This is a genomic window from Devosia sp. ZW T5_3, assembly GCF_044987315.1.
Lineage (GTDB): Bacteria > Pseudomonadota > Alphaproteobacteria > Rhizobiales > Devosiaceae > Devosia.
Genome location: NZ_JBJDRE010000002.1, coordinates 1 through 15,724, shown reverse-complemented (window position 1 = coordinate 15,724; position 15,724 = coordinate 1). Strand labels below are relative to the sequence as shown.

Annotated in this window: 21 protein-coding genes; 11 read left to right on the top strand and 10 right to left on the bottom strand. The window is 61.8% G+C overall.

All coding sequences use genetic code 11. From position 1 onward, the window contains the following. Positions 1-19: 19 nt before the first annotated feature. The 5 genes from frr to ACI3KW_RS02580 all read right to left on the bottom strand — a co-directional run bounded on the left by frr (position 20) and on the right by ACI3KW_RS02580 (position 3,754). Positions 20-580 carry a ribosome recycling factor gene (gene frr, locus ACI3KW_RS02600; RefSeq protein ID WP_113120678.1) on the bottom strand — a complete coding sequence of 187 codons (561 nt, stop codon included), beginning with the start codon at positions 578-580 and terminating at the stop codon, positions 20-22. Positions 581-598: 18 nt separating this feature from the next. After that, positions 599-1,318, bottom strand: a complete 720-nt coding sequence (pyrH, locus tag ACI3KW_RS02595; protein ID WP_262168080.1) for a UMP kinase — start codon at positions 1,316-1,318, stop codon at positions 599-601. Between the two features lie 199 nt (positions 1,319-1,517). Then, the gene (tsf, locus tag ACI3KW_RS02590) at positions 1,518-2,444 is read right to left on the bottom strand and encodes a translation elongation factor Ts (RefSeq protein ID WP_262168082.1); all 927 of its coding nucleotides are present in this window, start codon (positions 2,442-2,444) and stop codon (positions 1,518-1,520) included. 70 nt (positions 2,445-2,514) lie between these two features. Continuing rightward, positions 2,515-3,285 (bottom strand): 30S ribosomal protein S2, encoded by a 771-nt coding sequence (gene rpsB, locus ACI3KW_RS02585; RefSeq protein ID WP_113120681.1) that lies wholly within the window; start codon positions 3,283-3,285, stop codon positions 2,515-2,517. A 178-nt stretch (positions 3,286-3,463) separates the two neighbouring features. After that, positions 3,464-3,754 carry a PilZ domain-containing protein gene (locus tag ACI3KW_RS02580; RefSeq protein ID WP_113120682.1) on the bottom strand — a complete coding sequence of 97 codons (291 nt, stop codon included), beginning with the start codon at positions 3,752-3,754 and terminating at the stop codon, positions 3,464-3,466. 167 nt (positions 3,755-3,921) lie between these two features. Here ACI3KW_RS02580 and ACI3KW_RS02575 point away from each other — a divergent pair, with 167 nt between their 5' ends. The 7 genes from ACI3KW_RS02575 to ACI3KW_RS02545 all read left to right on the top strand — a co-directional run bounded on the left by ACI3KW_RS02575 (position 3,922) and on the right by ACI3KW_RS02545 (position 10,483). Beyond that, positions 3,922-4,536 carry an NADPH-dependent F420 reductase gene (locus ACI3KW_RS02575; protein WP_404846806.1) on the top strand — a complete coding sequence of 205 codons (615 nt, stop codon included), beginning with the start codon at positions 3,922-3,924 and terminating at the stop codon, positions 4,534-4,536. A gap of 384 nt (positions 4,537-4,920) precedes the next feature. Next, a complete protein-coding gene (locus tag ACI3KW_RS02570) occupies positions 4,921-6,069 on the top strand; it encodes an extracellular solute-binding protein (protein WP_404846805.1) in 1,149 nt (382 codons plus the stop codon). Positions 6,070-6,155: 86 nt separating this feature from the next. Then, on the top strand, positions 6,156-6,941 hold the full coding sequence (locus ACI3KW_RS02565) for an ABC transporter permease subunit (protein WP_113120745.1): 786 nt from the start codon (positions 6,156-6,158) through the stop codon (positions 6,939-6,941). Continuing rightward, the gene (locus tag ACI3KW_RS02560; protein WP_262168094.1) at positions 6,941-7,762 is read left to right on the top strand and encodes an ABC transporter permease; all 822 of its coding nucleotides are present in this window, start codon (positions 6,941-6,943) and stop codon (positions 7,760-7,762) included. The genes ACI3KW_RS02565 and ACI3KW_RS02560 overlap by 1 nt, the downstream gene beginning before the upstream one ends. Before the next feature lie 8 nt (positions 7,763-7,770). Then, positions 7,771-8,805: an ABC transporter ATP-binding protein gene (locus ACI3KW_RS02555; protein WP_404846804.1), complete on the top strand. Its 1,035-nt coding sequence runs from the start codon at positions 7,771-7,773 to the stop codon at positions 8,803-8,805. Between the two features lies 1 nt (position 8,806). Further along, positions 8,807-9,643, top strand: a complete 837-nt coding sequence (locus tag ACI3KW_RS02550; protein ID WP_404846803.1) for a glycerophosphodiester phosphodiesterase — start codon at positions 8,807-8,809, stop codon at positions 9,641-9,643. A 27-nt stretch (positions 9,644-9,670) separates the two neighbouring features. After that, positions 9,671-10,483: an inositol monophosphatase family protein gene (locus tag ACI3KW_RS02545; RefSeq protein WP_404846802.1), complete on the top strand. Its 813-nt coding sequence runs from the start codon at positions 9,671-9,673 to the stop codon at positions 10,481-10,483. Positions 10,484-10,496: 13 nt separating this feature from the next. Here the strand turns inward: ACI3KW_RS02545 and ACI3KW_RS02540 are convergent, their stop codons facing one another. Next, a complete protein-coding gene (locus tag ACI3KW_RS02540; RefSeq protein WP_113120689.1) occupies positions 10,497-10,769 on the bottom strand; it encodes a hypothetical protein in 273 nt (90 codons plus the stop codon). Between the two features lie 115 nt (positions 10,770-10,884). Between ACI3KW_RS02540 and ACI3KW_RS02535 the strand changes: the two genes are divergently transcribed. Next, positions 10,885-11,487, top strand: coding sequence for a 5'-methylthioadenosine/S-adenosylhomocysteine nucleosidase (locus tag ACI3KW_RS02535; RefSeq protein WP_404846801.1), 603 nt, complete (start codon positions 10,885-10,887; stop codon positions 11,485-11,487). Here ACI3KW_RS02535 and ACI3KW_RS02530 read toward each other — a convergent pair. Beyond that, complete coding sequence (locus tag ACI3KW_RS02530) at positions 11,484-11,813, bottom strand: hypothetical protein (RefSeq protein ID WP_404846800.1); 330 nt, start codon at positions 11,811-11,813, stop codon at positions 11,484-11,486. The genes ACI3KW_RS02535 and ACI3KW_RS02530 overlap by 4 nt on opposite strands. 172 nt (positions 11,814-11,985) lie before the next feature. On the opposite strand from ACI3KW_RS02530, the gene ACI3KW_RS02525 reads away from it, so the two are divergent. Both ACI3KW_RS02525 and ACI3KW_RS02520 read left to right on the top strand, forming a co-directional pair. After that, the gene (locus ACI3KW_RS02525; protein WP_404846799.1) at positions 11,986-12,318 is read left to right on the top strand and encodes a hypothetical protein; all 333 of its coding nucleotides are present in this window, start codon (positions 11,986-11,988) and stop codon (positions 12,316-12,318) included. A gap of 101 nt (positions 12,319-12,419) precedes the next feature. After that, positions 12,420-12,884 carry a cell wall hydrolase gene (locus ACI3KW_RS02520; protein WP_404846798.1) on the top strand — a complete coding sequence of 155 codons (465 nt, stop codon included), beginning with the start codon at positions 12,420-12,422 and terminating at the stop codon, positions 12,882-12,884. A 13-nt stretch (positions 12,885-12,897) separates the two neighbouring features. Here ACI3KW_RS02520 and ACI3KW_RS02515 read toward each other — a convergent pair whose 3' ends face one another. Then, positions 12,898-13,449, bottom strand: a complete 552-nt coding sequence (locus ACI3KW_RS02515; RefSeq protein ID WP_404846797.1) for a DUF2076 domain-containing protein — start codon at positions 13,447-13,449, stop codon at positions 12,898-12,900. A 202-nt stretch (positions 13,450-13,651) separates the two neighbouring features. On the opposite strand from ACI3KW_RS02515, the gene ACI3KW_RS02510 reads away from it, so the two are divergent. Further along, positions 13,652-14,062 (top strand): hypothetical protein, encoded by a 411-nt coding sequence (locus ACI3KW_RS02510; protein ID WP_404846796.1) that lies wholly within the window; start codon positions 13,652-13,654, stop codon positions 14,060-14,062. A gap of 53 nt (positions 14,063-14,115) precedes the next feature. Here ACI3KW_RS02510 and ACI3KW_RS02505 read toward each other — a convergent pair whose 3' ends face one another. Both ACI3KW_RS02505 and ACI3KW_RS02500 read right to left on the bottom strand, forming a co-directional pair. Beyond that, positions 14,116-14,388 carry an EscU/YscU/HrcU family type III secretion system export apparatus switch protein gene (locus ACI3KW_RS02505; RefSeq protein WP_404846795.1) on the bottom strand — a complete coding sequence of 91 codons (273 nt, stop codon included), beginning with the start codon at positions 14,386-14,388 and terminating at the stop codon, positions 14,116-14,118. Further along, the gene (locus ACI3KW_RS02500) at positions 14,385-15,254 is read right to left on the bottom strand and encodes a flagellar hook-length control protein FliK (RefSeq protein ID WP_404846794.1); all 870 of its coding nucleotides are present in this window, start codon (positions 15,252-15,254) and stop codon (positions 14,385-14,387) included. The genes ACI3KW_RS02505 and ACI3KW_RS02500 overlap by 4 nt, the downstream gene beginning before the upstream one ends. Between the last annotated feature and the right edge of the window lie 470 nt (positions 15,255-15,724).

The following is a 15,724-nucleotide window of genomic DNA, read 5'->3' as shown; positions in this document are numbered from 1 at the left end:
TGGCGCAGTGGGCGCAAGCTTAGACCTGCATGATTTCCTGTTCCTTGGCAGCGACGACACTATCGATTTCGGCCACAGCCGCATCGGTCGCCTTCTGCACCAGGTCGGACTGCACACGGGCATCGTCCTGGCTCATATCGCCGTCTTTTTCGGCCTTTTTGAGAATGTCCATGCCATCGCGGCGGATATGACGTACCGCCACGCGGGCCTGTTCGGCGTAATTGTGGGCAACCTTGGTCAGGTCACGCCGGCGCTCTTCATTGAGTTCGGGCAGCGGCACACGAATAATCTGCCCCTCCCCCATCGGGTTGAGCCCCAGGCCGCTATCGCGGATCGCCTTTTCCACGGCATTGGCCATGGAGCGATCCCACACCTGCACGCTGAGCATGCGCGGCTCCGGCACCGTCACGGTAGCCACCTGGTTGAGCGGCATGCGCGAACCATAGGCTTCCACCGTTACCGGCTCCAGCAGGCTCGCGCTGGCGCGGCCCGTGCGCAGTCCGGCCAGTTCCTCGCGCAGCGAGGTAATGGATTTCTGCATGCGATTTTTGAGTTCGCTCAGGTCGTAGCTGACGGCCATGGCTAAAGTCCTTCTCGTCTAGTTCGATGCGCTGACCAGGGTGCTGCGGGTCTTGCCGGCAAGCACACCGGTCAGCCCGCCCGGATCGTCGAGCGCATATACGATTATCGGCATGGAATTGTCGCGGGCAAGCGCGAAAGCCGCCGTATCCATAACCTTGAGGTTTTTCCCGATGACTTCGTCATAGCTGACGGTGTCATAGCGGCGCGCGTCGGGGTTCTTCATCGGGTCTTCGGTATAGACCCCGTCGACCTTGGTGCCCTTGAGCACGACATCGCATTCGAGTTCGATGGCGCGCAACGTCGAGGCGGTGTCAGTCGTAAAGAATGGGTTGCCGATACCGCCACCCAGCACCACCACAAAACCATCTTCGAGCGCCGATTTGGCGGCGCGAGCGGTAAAGGTGTCGGCCACATTGGGCATCGTCACGGCGCTGAACGCTTTGGATTTGATGCCCTGGCGGGAAATCGCATTGGACAGCGCCAGCGCGTTGATCATGGTGCCGAGCATCCCCATCAGGTCCGCCGTCACCCGGTCGGTGCCGTCGGCCGCGCCTGCCATGCCGCGGAAGATATTGCCGCCGCCGACCACGACGCCGATCTGCACGCCCGTATTAGCGACATCGGCGATCTGCTTGGCGATGGCCTGCAAAAAGGGTGGTTCGATACCGAAGGAATTATCCCCCGCCAGCGCTTCGCCCGAGACCTTGAGCAGAATGCGTTTGTAGGCAGGCGCCATCGGCGAACCCCTTCAAGAAAAATTGTTTTGGGGCACCGAATCCGGCAGCACCCGCGCGACACTAGGCAATCGCGCTGCCAAGGGGAAGCGCCGAACCTGTGCAAATTGTAGCTAGGCGAGGTTTCTGCGCTCAATCCCCGGCCAAATCATGGCCGTACGGAGAGCAGCGGACGGGCCCGAAGGCCCATCCGCAAGTGGCTTACTTGACGCCGGCAGTAGCGGCGACTTCGGCGGCAAAGTCGGTTTCGACCTTCTCGATGCCTTCGCCCAGTGCGAAACGCACGAACTTGGTCAGCTTGATCGGAGCGCCGACATCCTTCTCGGCGTTCTTGAGCACGTCAGCGACCTTGGTTTCGCCATCGACGACGAACACCTGCGACAGCAAGGTGACTTCCTCGAAATACTTGCGCATGCGGCCTTCGACCATCTTTTCAGCGATCTCGGCGGACTTGCCCGATTCCTTGACCTGCTCAAGAATGATGGCGCGCTCGCGAGCGACCACATCCTGGTCCAGTTCTTCGGGGGCAATGGCCTGCGGCTGGGCGGCAGCAATGTGCATGGCGAGCTGCTTGCCGAGAGCCGACAGGGCAGCCTTGTCGCCGGTCGACTCGAGAGCCACCAGGATGGCGATCTTGCCGAGGCCCGGCTTGACCGCGTTATGCACATAGCTTTCCACCACGCCATCGGTGACTGAAACGGTCTGCGTGCGGCGCAGGTTCATGTTCTCGCCGATCTTGGCGATGGCTTCGGTCAATTCGGCCGAAACCGAATGGCCCGAACCGGGGAACGGCATTTCGCCGAGCTTGACCACGTCGCCATCGGCGTCGAGCGCCAGCTTGGCAACATTGCTCACGATCGACTGGAACTGCTGGTTGAGCGCAACGAAGTCGGTCTCGGAATTGACTTCGACGGCAGCCGCGGTGGTGCCATTGGTGGCGACGCCAACCAGACCTTCGGCGGCAACGCGGTCAGCCTTCTTGGCAGCCTTGGCCAGGCCGCGCGTGCGCAGCCAATCGACTGCTGCTTCCATGTCGCCATTGGTTTCGGCCAGGGCCTTCTTGCAGTCCATCATGCCGACGCCGGTCGCGTCACGGAGCTGCTTAACCAGTGCTGCTGTGATTTCCATGGGTACACCTCTTGGCGGCCCCTCGCGGGGCCGCATATTTCAGATCAAAACGAAATCGGATTTAGCCGACTTAGTTGACACTTGCTTCGTCGGCCGGCAGGTCTTCGGCCGGAGCGCGCTCGGAAGCACCCAGATCCGCGCCGAGAGCCGACGACGAGCGGCCGATGCCGTCGATCGCAGCCTTGGAGACCAGCGACACATAGAGCTCGAGAGCGCGCGATGCGTCGTCATTGCCCGGGATCGGGTAATCGACGGTGTCGGGATCGCAATTGGTGTCGACGATGGCCACGACCGGAATACCCAGACGACGGGCTTCCTTGATCGCGTTGGCTTCCTTGTTGGTGTCGATGACGAACAGCAAGGACGGCAGGTTGCCCATGTCCTTGATACCGCCCAGGTCGCGCTCAAGGCGTTCCTGCTCGCGGCTCATCATCAGGCGTTCCTTCTTGGTGCGCAGCGCGAGTTCGTCTTCGCTCAGCGACTCGAGTTCGCGCAGACGCGAGATCGAGTTCGAGATGGTCTGCCAGTTGGTCAGCGTGCCGCCGAGCCAACGCGAGTTGACATAGTACTGAGCCGACTGCTTGGCAGCATCGGCCACCAGGGGAGCGGCCTGGCGCTTGGTGCCAACGAACAGCACGCGGCCGCCGTCAGCAACGGTGTCCGAGATCAGCTGCAGCGCGCGGCTCAGGGCCGGCACGGTCTGGCTCAGGTCGAGAATGTGGATATCGTTGCGAACGCCGAAAATATAGCGTTCCATCTTCGGGTTCCAGCGATGCTTCTGGTGACCAAAGTGAACGCCTGCTTCGAGCAGTTGACGCATAGAAAAATCGGGCAGTGCCATGATGGCTGCTCCTTGTTTACCGGTTGATGCCTCCACGAAACATTGCGACGGTCTCCCGCCACCGGATGGTTCTTCAGTTTCCCGAAAAGCCTGTCTCGTGTGTGAAATCGCGCTGACACGCAGTCAAACGCAGGGGCGATATAGGGGAAGCGGCCTCAGAAGGCAAGCGCTACCGCGATCAGGGCTTGCCCGGTTTGGCCGGCTCGACGGCGGTGAAGGCCAGACCGACCTCGTCTTCACTGCGCCAGACTACGCGATAAGGTTCGATCTGGTGGCGATCGGGGATCAGGATATAGGCTGCGTCGGGGATATCCTCGGTTGAGGCGAAGGACAGCTTGGCGCCCTCCGGCGAAATATTCCGGATCGTGCCGGTTTTGCGGACAATGCCATCCTCATGCACCAGGGTGGTTTCGACCTTGGCGGCCTGACGCGGCACTTTGCGACGCTCGATCTTGGGAGTGGGTGTCATGGCCTCTGCCCGGTTGCAGCTGTGTTGTAGCGGTTTTGGGTCACTATCGGATTACACAATTCGATGCGTTTTTAGCTATCTGGCAAGGACCGCTTCGTGAACTGCGAGCCTGTTTCCGCCGGCGCAACATCGCGCTAACCTCACCACTCGCAATAGGAGGTCGAGCGATGAAATTTGGCGTGATGGGAACCGGACAGGTCGGTACAACTATTGGCGGCAAGCTGCAGGCGCTGGGACATGATGTCGTCTTTGGCTCCCGATCGCCGGAGGGCGGCAAGGCGAGCCGCGTCGGTGCTGAAACCGGCATCAGGGTCGCGAGCCACCAGGAAGCCGCCGAGCACGGCGAGTGGATCGTCAATGCCCTGCCCGGCGAGCATGCCATTGCCTCCCTGACGGGCTGCGCACTCGACGGCAAAATTCTCGTCGATATCGGCAATTACGAAGCGGCTGTCGACGGCCCCATTGCCGCGCCGCTCGGCCAAGCGCTGCAGGCAGCCTTTCCGGCGGTACGGCTGGTCAAGACACTCAACAGCGTCAGCGCCCATCTCATGGTGGATCCCGACAGCCTGGGCGCGGACCATAGCGTCTTTCTCGCGGGCAATGATGCGGGCGCCCGGGCGGAGGTCGAGACCTTGCTGCGCGCGTTCGGCTGGCGCTCGATCCTTGATCTGGGGGATCTCGAAGCGTGTCGCGCCATGGAGGAACTGGTGCCGATGTGGATGCGCCTCTTCGGCAAGTTCGGCGATCCCAACTTCAATTTGCTGGTAGCGCGGCAGGGTTAAAAGTTATCCACAAGAACGGAATGCCCGTTTCATTGTGACAGCGATACGGATGATGCGTTCGAATAACGCGGAGCGTGAGGGGGCGCCATATAGCCCGTTTTGCCGCAAAATCGAGCACGCGTGCAGTGGGACTCCGCACTCGCACCACGCCACTCCTGCCCTTCCGAACGGCCGAGTGGCAGGCTGTTACAAGACCGTCGCAAAGTTATGATTACAACGCGGCCGCCGAGACGTTGTGTCCGGTAGCGGGTTTCCGCTTGCACACGCTCGCAATGAATAGTTAGTCTTGCTTCCAGCATTGGCACAAGACCGATGAAATCTGCGGGCGGAACAAACCGTCGAGTGGAACATCCGTTCGAAAACGGACTTTGGGAGACAACAACGATGAAACGGCGTGATTTCATGCTCGCTGCCGGCACTGCCGCTGGCGCCCTTATGCTGCCCCGCATGTCGTTCGGTGCCGAGGGCACGATCGACTGGTACACCAGCTCGGATCAGAACGTGCTCGACTTCTGGACCAATGTGGTGAAGCCGAAGTTCGAGGCTGCAAATCCCGGCCTGACGCTGAACCTGGTCGATGGTGGCGATGGCGCCGGTGTCGCTGCGATCGGCGACCGCGCCCTGGCGGCTCTGGCCTCTGGCGCCGATCCGCAGGCTGATATCTTCGAGGGTTTCGACACCCGCGTGACGGTCGATGGTATTGCCAAGGGCCTCTATGTCGATTTCGAAAAAGCCGGCCTTTCCAACTATTCCAAGATCAATCCGCTGGCTTTCGATACGCCGACCAACCTGCCCTATCGTGGCTCGCAGGTTTTGCTGGCCTATGACACCACCAAGCTCGATCCGGCCAATGTGCCCAAGACCTGGCCGGACCTGGTCGCCTGGATCAAGGCGAACCCCGGCCAGTTCATCTATAACCGTCCCAACAAGGGCGGCTCGGGCGGCAATTTCGTGCGCCGCGCGATTTTCGAGGCGAACGGCAAGGACCCGAGCAAGTTCACCGTCGACAATTACACCCAGGAAACCGGCGATGCCATGCTGAACCCGGCTTGGGATATCCTGAAGGACCTGGCCCCGTCCTTGTTCGATGGCGGCGCCTATACTTCGGGCAATACCCAGTCGCTGCAGCTGCTCGGCCAGTCGGCCGTGACCATGATCCCGACCTGGTCCGATCAGGCCCTTTCAGCCATTTCGCAGGGCGTGCTGCCGGAAACCACAGGTCTGGTTCAGCTCTCCGATCTGGGCCTGCCGGGCGGTTTCACCAAGATCGCCGTTCTCAGCAACGGCGTGAACAAGGAAGCGGCGCTCAAGCTGTCCGATTTCGTGCTCAGCGAAGAAATCCAGTCGGCTGTGCTGACCGAACTGGGCGGTTTCCCCGGCGTGTCCTGGGACTATGTCTCGGCCGACCTGCGCGAGAAGTTCAAGGATATCATTCCAAGCTCGATCCCGTTCTTCCCGGGCGGTGATTGGGAAAAGGCCGTCAATGATGGCTGGTATCGTGCTGTTGCTCCGAACGTGGATCCCAATTCGTGACAGCGGTCACCTCCGGCCCGATCGCTGCCGCGCCCGCAACTCGCAAGAGGCCAATTGGCCTCTTGCTCGTCGCTATTCCCGTGCTGATGGTGATCTGGCTGGTGATCTGGCCGATCATTTCGGCTGTCATTACCACGCTCTGGGTCAAGACTCCGGAAGGCAGCGCCTTTTCCGTCGACACCTATCGCTTCTTCTTTTCCGACGGCTATAGCCTGTCAAACCTGTCGCTGACGCTATGGACAACCGGCGTTTGCGCCATTCTGCTGCTGATCGTCTGCCTGCCGATCGCGCTGTATCTGCGCTTTTCCAATAGCCGCGTGTCGGCCTATGTGCAGGGCCTCGCCATCTTCCCGATGTTCGTGCCCTCGATCATTTTGAGCTTCGCCTTTATCCGCGTGCTCGGCCCCAATGGCACTGTCGATCTGCTGCTTAATGCAGTGAACCTGCCAAAAATCCGCACGCCCTACCTCACCCCCTGGGGTCCGGTCATCGGCTTGGTCTGGGACAATATTCCGCTGACCGTGCTGATCCTGCTGTCGGGGCTGGGCGCGGTGTCCAACCAGTCCATCGAGGCGGCGCGGGATGTCGGCGCGGGGCGCTTTGCCGTGCTCTGGCACATCATCCTGCCGCGCATTTCCAATTCCATTCTGGTGGCCATTTCATTCGCCGTGCTCGGCATTTTCTCGGCCTTCACCCTGCCCTATGTGCTGGGGCCGGCGGCGCCGGAAATGATGGGGCCGTTCATGCAGCGCACCTTCCGCGAATTGTTCGAGCCGCGCACTGCCATCACCCAGGCGGTTGTGACCTTCGGGTTCTGCATCGTGTTCGGGCTCTTTTATGTGCGCTCCGTCGCCAAGAACAGGACGACCTGATGGCCGCCACTCTCGCTCGTCCGAAATGGGACTGGACCGGCATTGTCTTTGCCGTCGTGCTGACGCTGGTCATCGTCTTCCCGCTTATCGTGGTGGGGACCTGGGCCTTTACCAATGTGTGGCGCTATCCTTCCGTCATCCCGCAGGAATTCGGCCTCAAATTCTGGAACCAGACGCTGGCCCGAGCCGACGTGTGGAGCTCGATCACCACCAGCCTGACGCTGGCGGCGACGGTGACGTTCCTGTCCGCCCTCATCTGCCTGCCGGCCGCCTATGCCTTTGCGCGGCTGGATTTTCCGGGGCGGAACCTGCTGTTCTTCTCGTTCCTCGCCGGGCACGCCTTTCCCAAATTCGGCCTGCTCGTCGCCATTGCCGGCATCTTTTTGCAGCTCAACCTCATCGGCACGTTCTGGGGCGTGGTGCTGATCCAGCTCGTGGGCACGCTGCTGTTCATGATCTGGATTCCGGTCGCCGCCTTCCAGGCGGTTGACCGGCGCATGGAGGAAGCGGCGCGCGATGTCGGGGCCTCGCCATTCCGGGTGTTCTGGTCGATCACCCTGCCCCAGGCTGGCCCGACCATCGCGGCGGCGATCCTGCTCTCCTTCGTCGGCACCTTTTACGAAACCGAGGGCGCCTGGCTGATCGGCGCGCCGCAAGTGCGTACCCTGCCGGTGCTGATGATTTCGTTCATCAACAACCAGCCGGTCATCCAATATGGCGCCGTGCTCTCGGTGTTGCTCTGGGTGCCCAGTTTCATTGCCCTGCTGTTCGCGCGCCGCGTGGTCAATTCGGGATCGTTTGCCCGCGGTTTCGGCGGCTAGGAAGTCTCATGTCCGTTCTCAATATTTCCGATGTCTCCAAGGTGTTCAGCACGACGCGCGCCGTGGATTCCTTCTCCCTCGATGTCGCCGATGGCGAGTTGGTTTGCCTTTTGGGGCCGTCCGGCTCCGGCAAATCCACCCTGCTCCGCATGGTGGGCGGCTTTGAGCAGCCCTCGAGCGGGCTGATCACCATTGATGGGCAGGAGATCACCCATCTGCCGCCGGAAAAGCGGCCGACCGGCATGGTGTTCCAGAGCCACGCGCTGTGGACGCATATGAACGTGTTCAAGAACCTCGCCTTCGGGCTCAAGCTGCGCCGCCTGCCGGCCGATGAGATCAAGCGGCGGGTGGAAGGCGTGCTGGAGCTGGTTGGGCTGGGCGGCTATGGCACGCGGTCCGTCACCCAGCTTTCGGGCGGGCAGCAGCAGCGCGTGGCGCTGGCGCGGTCGCTGGTGCTTGAGCCCAAGATCCTGTTGCTGGATGAACCCTTTGCCAGCCTTGACCAGCATCTGCGCGAGCGGCTGCGTGAGGAAGTGCGCGATATTCAGCAGCGGCTCAAGATTACGACGCTGTTCGTGACGCATGGGCAGGATGAAGCGCTATCGATGGCCGACCGGGTCGTGGTGATGCGCGATGGCAAGATCGAGCAGGCTGATCGGCCGGACGTGGTTTATCGCGAGCCGAAGACGCCGTTTGTGGCCGGGTTTATCGGCACGATGAACCTGTTGGAAGGCACTGTTTCCAATGGCGTTTTCAATCGCGCTGGTTTCAGTTTTCCGCTGCCGGTGGCCGATGGCCCGGCAATCCTGGCGATCCGCCCGGAAGCATTGGACCTTACGGCTGTTGCCGAGAATGGCCAGGCCAAGGTGCATCGGGTGACCGATTATGGCACCCATGGGCTGGTCGATCTGGAACTGCCGGATACCACGCGCCTCAAGGCGTCGGTTGCGCATCCCGATCTGTTCAAGACCGGGCAATCCGTCACACTGACGCCGCGCGCAGTCGCCGCTTACCGTGACCACGCCCTCATTCATCGCAGCTGATATGACCGATCCCATCACTATCGAACGCAATGGCCACAAGACCTGGCTAAAATGGCATCGTGGCCGCCGCCGTGCTGGCGATCCGGCCTTTACCGGTGAGAGGATTCTCGAAGGCATGCGGCTGGGGGCCAGTGTCGAGGTTGATCTCGTCATCCATGCCGACCGGGGCTATGCCGTGCTGCATGACTTGAGCGTCGAGCGGGAAACCACCGGCACGGGCAAGGTGGCCGAACTGAGTGCCGCGCAATTGCGGACGTTCCATCTGCGCGATGAGGTTGGCAAGCCGCTTGAGCAGAAGGTGATGCTGCTGGAGGATCTGGCGGCGCTGCTGGCCAAGGAAGGCGCGCATCCTGATGCGTTGTTGCAGTTGGACTATAAAGAGGATGCCCGCGTTCTTGATGCGCGGGCGATAAAGACGTTCAAGGACAGTGTTGGCCCAGTGGCTCGCTACATGATCCTGTCATCGGGGGATGCTGACTCGGTGCGGTTGCTGAGTGCGGGCGTGGATGGGCTGCGGATCGGGTATGATCCTTGCCATGATGGGGCGCTGGAGCGTCTGGCCATCTCGCGAGACTTCACCGGCTTTGTGGCTGATGCCATAGCGGCCTCGCCCAATGCCGAGATGATTTACCTGGCCTATCCGCTGGTGCTTGAGGCCGACCGGCAGGGTTTCGATATCGTCGCGGCCTTCCATGCGCATGGCCGCCGCATTGATGCCTATACGATCAAGGCGGCGAATGCGGATTCCCGCGTTGCGGTCGAGCGGCTGCTGGCGCTGAAGGTAGATCAGATCACCACGGACGATCCCGAGGGCCTTGCGGCCCTGGTTGCCGGATAATTTGGCCCATAGGGCCTGGAGATAGATATGCAGTCCTACGATGCCGTACTCGCCGATATGGTCGCCGTTGCCCGCCAGGCAGGCGAGCTGACGCTGGGTTATTTCAAACGCTTCCGCGACCTCGAAATCGGCATCAAGGGACCGGCGGACTTTGTCTCCGAAGCCGATATGGAATCGGAAAAGCTCATCCGCAAATTCCTGTTCGAGCGCTACCCGAACTGGAGCTTTACCGGCGAGGAATTTGCCCCGGTGACGGGCACGGACCCCGAATATCGCTGGCTGGTCGACCCTATCGATGGCACAACCAATTTCATCAATGGCATGCATTACACCATCTCGATTGCCCTACGGCGTGGCAATGAGACGGTCTGCGGCGCGCTCTACAATCCGGTGTCCGACGAGATGTTCACCGCGATCAAGGGCGAAGGTGCCTTCATGAATGGCGAGAAACTCAAGGTCAGCGAGCAGAGCGATATCGGCCTGATGAATGTCGGCACGGGCCTTGCGACGTCGCGCCTGTTCACCTTCCCCGGCTTCTATCAGCGGCTCGAACAGATCCGCGATCCGATCAGCTCGGTGCGTATTGTCGGCAGCTCCGCCAATTCCTGCGCTTATGTCGCGCTGGGCCGGCTGACCGGCTATTACGAGGAATCGGGCCTGGTCGATTGGGCAGTCGGCGTGCTGCTGGTGCAGGAAGCCGGCGGCATTGTCACCGATTGGTGGGGGCGCGGGCCGGAATTCTACGAAAAGACCGGCTGCGTCATCGTCGCCAACAAGGCGACCCACGCCTATCTGATCGACAAGCTCAAGGATGCGCCGCGTAAAGACCCAGCTGACTAAGCCAGGCGGCGGCTTATGTCGGGCTAAATTCGACTTCCCACATGCGGGGCCAATAGACGTCGTCGTAAAAATCGGGCGGGATCGGCGACATGCGCGAAATCGCGCGTGACGCCAGATCGATCTGCTGGGCGAGGTGCTGGATGACCTCGGGCATGGGTCGCCCGGTGATGAATTCGCGCGTACGCCACTGATCGAGCTTGAGGTAACGCAGGCGGCGCCTGGCTTCGGCCTCTACGTCTTCGACGGAGACGGGATCACTACTGTTCTCGACGACTGCGAAACGCACTTTTGGAACTCAATACGAACACGAACGGCATGATCGCCGCCATAGGTGTCATCACTTTGTCATGCCGGCGTTACCGAAGCGGTAACGCCAATCTGTTGCGTGCTAGTTTGCGGCCATGTCGATTCTCTACGTCATGGCCGCCCCGGCCGAATACGGCCCCCACCTGCGCGCACGCATCACGCCGCTGATGACGGGGATTGGTCCGGTCGAGGCTGCAATCGTGGTGACACGGGCGCTGGCGGAGGCCAAAGCGGCGGGCAGCTTGCCTGGCTTGGTTGTTTCACTGGGATCTGCGGGTTCTCGCACGCTGGAGCAATGCGAAGTCTACCAGGCCTATTCGGTGAGCTACCGCGACATGGATGCCTCGGCACTGGGTTTTGCCAAAGGCCAGACGCCGCTGCTCGATCTGCCACCGGTCTTGCCGCTGCTTCCGCTGGTCGACGGGCTAAAAGGCGCCAGCCTTTCGACCGGCGCCAACGTCGTTTCAGGTGCTGCTTACGATGCTATCGAAGCCGACATGGTGGATATGGAGACCTATGCCATCCTGCGAGCCTGCCAGAGCTTTGACGTGCCTTTGCTGGCGTTGCGCGGCATTTCCGACGGCGTGGCAGAACTGAACCACTTGGCCGACTGGACGCAATATCTGCATATCATCGACGAAAAGCTGGCCGCCGCCGTCGATACGGTCGAAGCGGCATACGGCCAAAGGCCCTACTAGCTTCCGGTCTGCGCCTTCTTGTCGCGGCGGGCGCGGCGCCAAGTGGACCATTTGCGGGTGCCGCGAACGATGGCGTGGTTGACCGGTCCCTGCAGGAAGACCAGGTCGAGCGCCAGGAGCAATAGGCCCAGCGGCAGCATCCAAAGGCCCAGGACCGGCAGGAAGCTGAATATACCGCCAAGGACCAGCAGGAAGCCGAGCGGAATACGAATCCAGCGGGCTTCGGGGCGGCGGACGCGCTCGAGCCAACCGGCGGCGAAGCCGGGCGCACGGCGTTGTATCTTGTCGAATTGCCGGTTGAGACGGGCGTGGCTCTTGCTGCGCATGGCTATCCCTTATTGGCTTGGCGTCAAACTATAGCTGGTGTTTCAATCTGACTTTCCAAGGCCCGTAGCGCAATTTCGGCAATTCGCCAATGCGGCCCATTTGTCCTGCTACCGGAACCATTGGCGCGAGGCCGAGTTGATCGGGGGCAACGAAAACCATGGGAGCGTCATTATGGCAACTTCAGCACGACGGGCTATCAAACAGATTGAAGAGGCCGGCGACGACATCTCCGACAACCTCATCCAGCAGATCGCCGCGCTACGCAAGGAAATCTCGACCATAGCCGACGCTGTCGGCGATTACGGCGGGCACCGGATGCATGACGTGCAGCACAACGCGGTGGCCCTGGCCAACGAAGTGCGTCACCAGGGCCGCGTCGTGGCTAAGCAGGTCGGCCGCCAGGCGGGCGTCGCCACGCGGGCCGTACAGGAAAATCCCGTGCCTGTTATCATCGCTTTGGGCACGATCGCGCTCATCTCGGCGCTGGTTTTCCGGCGCGATTAGTAACGTTAGCGTTTTGCTAACCGTGCCAGTCACCGTTTCCTTAATCGTACAGAGTCATTTTCGGTCAAACTTGCACCAATGCAACAGACCGGAGATGACCCATGCACTTTACGTCGAAGGCGCTTATGCGCGTCGCCGCTTTGGCTGTCGTCGCGACCAGTCTGGGGGGCTGTAGCTTCCTCGGTCTTAATTTCGGTATGGCCCAGCTCAGCGAAAAAGAATGCCTGATGCGGGCAATGTATTTCGAATCCAACCGCTCAAGCTCTGAAGGCATGCTGGCAGTGGGCACCGTGGTGATGAACCGTCTGCAGGATGCCCGCTATCCCAAATCGGTCTGTGGCGTGGTGGGGCAGAAAAACCAGTTCGCCCAAGGCGTCTTGACCAAGAAGATGACCGATAGCGGGGCCGTGCTGGCCTCGCAGGTTGCCGATCAGGTGCTGCGTGGCGCGCGGCATCCCGGCGTGCAGAATGCGCAGCATTTCCATACTGCCGGCCTGCGCTTCCCGTACAACAATATGCACTACGTACTCGAAGCTGGCGGCAACGAGTTCTACGAGAAGTACTAGCCGCCGGCTTAGCCTAGAAGTCGCCGCCCAGATCGAAATCGTCGTCGCCGCTGAAATCGCCATCACCGGCGTCCGTTTCGTCCGGCGTAGCCTCCAGCGGCTGGTCGGCTTGATATTCGGATGCGTTGGCGTCGCCGCCCAGCATGCCAGCAATTGCCGAGCCGAGCAGCAGACCACCCGTCACGCCCAGCGCCGTCTGCGCCGCGCCGGCCAGAAAGCCGCCACCCTGCCCGCGACCAACATCCCTGTCGCCGCCCTGATCCCAGGGACCGCGCGCCCGCCGGCTCGGCCGAGCGGGTTCATCGCCACCAAATAGACCACCGAGAAATCCCCCGCTCGGTTGCTGTTGAGCTTCCAGTTCCTCGATGCGCTCGCGCGCCGCACGTAGGGCTTGTTCCTGAACCAGGATGGTCTGCGCCATGTAATAGGGGGATGGCGGATAGTCGCGCAGGCGCTGCTGGATCAAGGCCTCCGCCTCGGCCTCGCGCGGCGGGCTTTTGCGGGCCGCGGCTTCGATTCGGTCGAACAGGTCGTCTATGGCGTCGCGTTCCTGCTGATTCAGCATTGTCGGGCTCCCTGACATCTCGTCGTAACAAGGAAATGGGAAACACCATCCGATGTTGCAACCGCGCGGAAACTACGATCTATGCAAAGAATTCAAGCTGCCGCGAAGATGCCGCAAAGTTGACCGAATTTCGTCCAGCTTCGTGCGGTAACGAAGCGGTGATCTATAGACCTAACATCATAAAATTTATGGGAGATTGTCGATGAATTCAAAGTTCCTGCTGCCGCTGGCCGCTCTTTCCATGTTTGCGCTGGCCGCATGCAGTGATCCGAAGACTCCGGACGCACCTGCGGCCACGACCGAGACCACGGCACCTGCGGCCGCGCCGGCCGCTGCCCCTGCTGCGGCTCCCGCCGCTGCGCCGGCTGCCGCTCCCGCAGCAGCACCCGCAGCTCCCGCTGCCGGTGCCGCCACGATGACGCCCGAGCAGGCCATGCAGGCCGTGCAGGCCCAGGCTGCCAGCATGACTCCCGAACAGAAGAACGAAACCATCGCCGCTGCCCGCAAGGCTGCTGAAGACGCCGGCAAGGCCCAGGGCCTGTCCGAAGAGCAGATCAAGCAGGCTGCCGACATGGCTGAGCAGGCCACCAAGCAAATGCTCGGCGTTCAGTAACAGCACCGTTTCCGATCTGAGACTTTGGCCCCGCGATCCATTGGATTGCGGGGCTATTTCTTGGCGCTAAGGCGCAGGACATAGCCGATCACCACAGCGATCGATTCATAGAGCTCGATCGGGATGGTTTCATCAAGTTCGACCCCGCTCAGGGCTTCGGCAAGCATCGGATTGGCTTCGATGACCACGCCATGCTCTTGCGCCATGGCGATGATGCGCTCGGCCACCAATCCCCTGCCCTTGGCGATGACGCGCGGAGCATCGCTCGTGCCCTTTTCATATTGCAGCGCGACGGCCAGGGCGCGCGGTTTGATGTCCTCGCTCACGTCTGGGCATCCAGGAAATGGCCGGATGGCGCTGGCGCGGCGGAAGGCTCGCCCCGACGCACGATGATGGCGCCAGGCTGCAGGCCAGTGGCCGCAAGGGCGCCCCGCAATTGCGGTAATTCACTTTCCAGCATGGCGGCGGTTTCGGGCTCACTGGCCCAGAGCATGACGCCGGTGGCTTCACCCCGCAACGAGACATGCGCGCCCACTTCGCCAAGCGCTGGCAGATTGAGGGCGAAGCGCATTTGCCAGCCGCGCTCGCCATCCTGCTCGGCATTGCCCTTGCCGTCGCGGTGGATCTGCATTTGCAGCAGGGTCTGGTGGTTGCCGATCAGCACCGGCAAATCAAGGCTCCAGTCCCCACCCGGCTTACCAGTGGGATCAGGTAGCGACGCATGCTGATGCAAGCGCATGCGGGACAAGGCTGCATCGGTGCGTTCCAGCAGCATTTTGCCGGCTTCTTCCGGCGTGGCGGCCGGATCGATGCCAGACGGTTCATGCGCCGAGCGGGCCCGCAATACACCGCCACGAACCGGCGGCGCCATCATTGCCGCCGCGATGGGCGCCGCCTGTTGCCCCAGCCAATTGGTCAGCGTCTGGCGCAGAGTCAACAGCGCCGATTTCATGTCGGTCTGGTCCGGCACGCGGCCCGCAGCCAAGGCGCTTTCCTGAAAGATGCCGGAGCTGAGGACGGCTTTTTGCAAGGTTGCACCGTCGAGCGATGCGTTTAAAGACAGCCGCCCAGCCAGCACCTGTTGCGCGGCCCGCGCCACGGATTCCGGCAGCGCGACTTTCCCGGCGATTGCAGCCACGGCAGCAGTGAGTGCGGCCACGCTGCCCTGCCGTTGAGCGGAGGTCTGGACCATCTGCACCAATGCGGCCTGGGGGGTGGTTGGGGGCTGTAGTACCGGGCTGGCGGGAATTGGCGCGTTGGTCGCGGGCGACGAGATGGCTGGCCGCGGCGTGGGCTTGGCAGTGACTGGGGCTATGGCAGGCGCGGGCACCGTGGGAGCCACGAGGGTGGTTGGCGCTTGCTGGATGGTTGGCGTGGGGGATGAGATTGGTAACAGGTTGGCTACGGCTGGTGGAGACACCTGGGGCGGCGGGACCTGGCCCTGGGGTTGCGCCACTATGGCGGGTTGCTGGGGCGTTGTTGTTGCGACAGGTGCAAGCGGGACTGCGCTCTGTGGCGGCACGAACGCTGGTGGGGGCGCCGCTGATGCGGAAGTCGGGCAGCAATTGCCGCTGCAGCCGCGAATAGCCGAACCCGGCGATCACCTGCGGGCGCCTTGCGTCCTGCATGGATAGACCCGCCGCGCCGCTGGAATTTGCATAG